Raw genomic sequence first — 3702 nt, forward strand, 5'->3', positions numbered from 1 at the left:
TCTTCTGGGGTGCCTTCGGGGGCGGGAGGTGGGCACTGGCCGGCGGAGGTGTCGTCGGCCTTCGGGTATGCGGCCTGGGGTGATCTGCGAAGCCTCCAGCCCTTCGGCGAACGTTCGATGTAGCCGGCCGCCGCCAGCCCGCCCAGCGCGCTCAAGGTGACGTCCATCGACACGCCCGCTTCGACCGCTATCGAGGCGGGGCCGGCGCCGCCGCGCGTGGGTACGGCGTCGAGGACCTTCTTGGTCGACTCGTTGAGCCTGTCTCGTGGCACCACCGGGGGACGGGGCTCTCGGGCGAGGTCGGCTCCCATCGTGCCCACCAGGTCGATCATCTCCTCCGGGGTCGTGACGCAGACGGCCTTGCGTTCGCGGAGGAGCTTGTGGCAGCCGGCGGACATTCCGGATGTGGTCGGCCCGGGAACCGCGGCCAGATGCCTGTTCAGGGACAGTGCGTGGGCGGCGGTGTTCAGCGCGCCGCTGCGCAGGGCCGCTTCGACGACCAGGGTTCCTCTCGTCAGCGCGGCGATCAGCCGGTTTCTGATGAGGAAGCGGGCTCGGGTGGGGTGGGTGCCCGGCGGGCATTCGCTGACGACCACTCCTTGGTTGCGGACGGCGGCGAACAGATCGTGGTGACCGCTGGGATAGGCCACGTCCACGCCGCAGGCCAGGACGACGACCGTGGGCGAGTCTCCACCCAACGTCCCTCGGTGCGCGGCGGCGTCCACGCCGTAAGCGCCGCCGGATACCACGGTCCATCCGGCTTCGCTGAGGCCCAGGCCGAACTCAGCGGCGATGTGCACGCCGTACGGGGTCGCCGCTCGTGCGCCCACGATCGCGACGGACGAAAGGCAGGCGAACCGGAGATCGGCCGTGCCATGCAACCAGAGGCCGAGCGGACGGCTCCGGCCGAGTTGGTCCAACTGGGTGGGCCATTCGGGGCTGCCGGGGATGATGAGCCGTGCGCCGGACTGCTCTCCCTTCTTCAAATCGGCCGCGGGGTCAGCGGCGGTAAGGCGGGCATGCCAGGCGTCGAGGCGCTTACCCAGGTCTGGCGGGCGGTCTTGATCCGCCTCGTCGGCCACGAACTCGGGCGGCAGGGCACGGGCGCGGATCGCCTCGACGGCCGCGGGCGCACCACAGTGCGCGACGAGGCGGCCCATGATGGGATCGCCGACGTCTGCGGCGCACATAAGCGCGGCTCTCGCCTCATGTTCTGCGCTGGTCATTGGAACCTCCTCGATCTGGGCTTTCGGGTGAGCTGGGGTGATTTGCGTACGCCTTCGCGGCCGGCCCCAGGAGCGGTGGTTGTGGAGGGGATACGGGGCGCCAGGCCTGCTGGATTCGAGGACATGGCGCATTCCGGTGACAGGGCAGCGGAGGGGCGTTCGCTGCTTGCCGTTCAGGACAGCGCGGCCCGCGTCCTGGGTGGTTTGCGCCCTGCTTCGATGCGGCGTGCTTCGCTTCGCGTGGTGCTGTGCCGGTTCAGTGCGGCGCCCCACTTCGTCGTGGCGAGCGTTGCCGCCCGTTCAAGAGCAGCGCTGCTCTTCACGAAGCGGCTGTTGTGCGAGTACGACTGGTGTCACATGAGGGGTGCGGACTTCGCTGGCACGACCGTGGAACGCGCCACTGCCGTAGCGCTGGACATGGCTATGTGTGAACGGGCATCTGTGGATCTGGCATGCGTCGCTGGCTCGTGTTGGGGGCCCTGGTGTTGGCCGGGTGCTCCTTCTTCCGCGTTCGCCCGAAGGTCACATGGTCACGCCTAGCCAGAAGGAGAGGGCGGCGGAGGTTTCGTCTTCGGTGGGTCGGTCTTTGCCTGCCAGGTCGGCGAGGGTCCAGGCGACGCGGACCACGCGGTCGAGGCCCCGGGCGCTGAGGGCGCCTGAGTCCAGGCAGGACGTCATCGGCTTCATGGCGGCGTCGGACGGGCGGTAGTTGGCGTGGAGTACCGGGGACGGGATTTCGGCGTTCGTGCGCCAGGGAGTGTCGGCCAGGCGCTTGGCCGCTCTGTCGCGCGCCACCAGGACGCGTTCGGCGACCGTCCGGCTGGGTTCCACGAATTGACGGTCGGCCATCAGCTCGCGGCGGGACGAGCGGGCGACGGTGACCTTCATGTCGATGCGATCCATGAGAGGCCCGGAGAGTTTGCCCAAATAGCGGCGCCTGATCGTGGGTGTGCAGCGGCAGGTGTCGCCCTGGTCGTCGGCCTGGGCGCAGGGGCAGGGGTTGGCCGCGAGTACGAGCATGAATCTGGCCGGGAAGGTGATCGAGCCCGCAGCCCGGGACACCGTGACGTAGCCGGATTCGAGTGGCTGGCGGAGTGAATCGAGGACGTGGCGTGGAAATTCCGGCGCTTCGTCCATGAAGAGAACACCCCTGTGGGCCAGGGAGACCGCGCCCGGGCGGACGACGGTGCTGCCACCGCCGACGATCGCGGCCGCCGTCGCCGTGTGGTGCGGGCCGACGAACGGCGGCCTGCTCAGCATGGGGCTGCTGGGCGGCAGGACGCCTGCCACCGAGTGGATGGCCGTCACTTCCAGGGCGTGGTCGAGCTCCAGGTCGGGGAGAAGTGTGGGGAGGCGTTCGGCCAGGAGGGTTTTGCCCGTGCCCGGAGGGCCGAGCATCCACAGGTTGTGGCCGCCGGCGGCGCAGACCTCGAGCGCGCGGCGGGCCACGGGCTGGCCCACCACATCGGACAGGTCGACGGCGGGTCGGGTGATCTGGTGGGACGGCTCGGAGAACGGCTGGAACGCGGGCTCTGGCGGCTCGTCTCCCCTGCGCAGCCACTCCACGAGCTGGCGCAGGTCGGCTATCGGCACGACCTTCACGTCGGGGACGAGTGCCGCCTCCTGGGAGTTGGCGGACGGCACCACCACCATGACGTCCCCCTGCTTGGCCGCGCCGAGGATCGACGGGAGCACTCCACGCACGGGTCGCAGGCGGCCGTCGAGGCCTAGTTCGCCGAGGAAGAACGGCTCGGCGACGCGTTCGGCGGGGACGACCCCGGCGGCGCCGAGGATCGCCACCGCTATGGCCAGGTCGAACTGGCTGCCCCGCTTGGGCAGGCTCGCGGGGAACAGGCTGACCGTGATGCGTGCGTCGGGCCACGGGTAATGGCTGTTGACCATGGCGGATCTGACACGTTCGCGGGCCTCGCTGAGCGCGGCGTCGGGCAGCCCGATGAGATGGATGCCCGCCAGGCCGTTGCCCACGTCGGCTTCCACCTCGACGGGGCGGCCTGTCACGCCGATGAGGGCGACACTCCGAGTACGGGCCACTGCCACCTAGATCGCCCCCCGTACGTGACGCAGCGAATAGTCGCCGGCGAAACGTTCCAGGGCGATCACGTCGACGCGGACGCGTTCGAAGGTACGAGGCTGGGCGGCGAGCCATTTGGCGGCCAGCATGCGGAGCCTGGCCAGCTTGGCCGGGCGGACGGACTCCAGCGCCGTGCCGTGGGATCGGCCCGATCTGGTTTTGACCTCCACGACGACCAGGGTGGGGCCGTCTTCGGCGATGACGTCGATCTCGCCGTAGCGGCATCGCCAGTTGCGTTCGATGATCTTCATACCCTCAGCCTCCAGGTAGGTCACGGCGAGTTGCTCGCCGTGTCTGCCGAGGTCGTTCCTCGCGGCCATGGCCACCACCTCCGGCATCAGAGCCTCCTGGATTTGGGGTGGGGTGGTGGGAGGAGAACGGGGT

The 3702-nt window shown here is 69.6% G+C and carries 3 protein-coding genes; all 3 read right to left on the reverse strand.

Features of this window, described 5'->3' with window-relative positions:
* On the reverse strand, positions 1–1226 hold a 1226-nt coding region (gene dprA, locus HII36_RS53905), incomplete at its 3' end, for a DNA-processing protein DprA (RefSeq protein ID WP_173531156.1).
* Between the two features lie 522 nt (positions 1227–1748).
* On the reverse strand, positions 1749–3284 hold the full coding sequence (locus HII36_RS53910) for a YifB family Mg chelatase-like AAA ATPase (RefSeq protein WP_173531157.1): 1536 nt from the start codon (positions 3282–3284) through the stop codon (positions 1749–1751).
* Positions 3285–3702: YraN family protein (locus tag HII36_RS53915; RefSeq protein WP_236005177.1), on the reverse strand; the 418-nt coding region annotated here is incomplete at its 5' end.

The organism is Nonomuraea antri (assembly GCF_013283785.1).
GTDB lineage: Bacteria > Actinomycetota > Actinomycetes > Streptosporangiales > Streptosporangiaceae > Nonomuraea > Nonomuraea antri.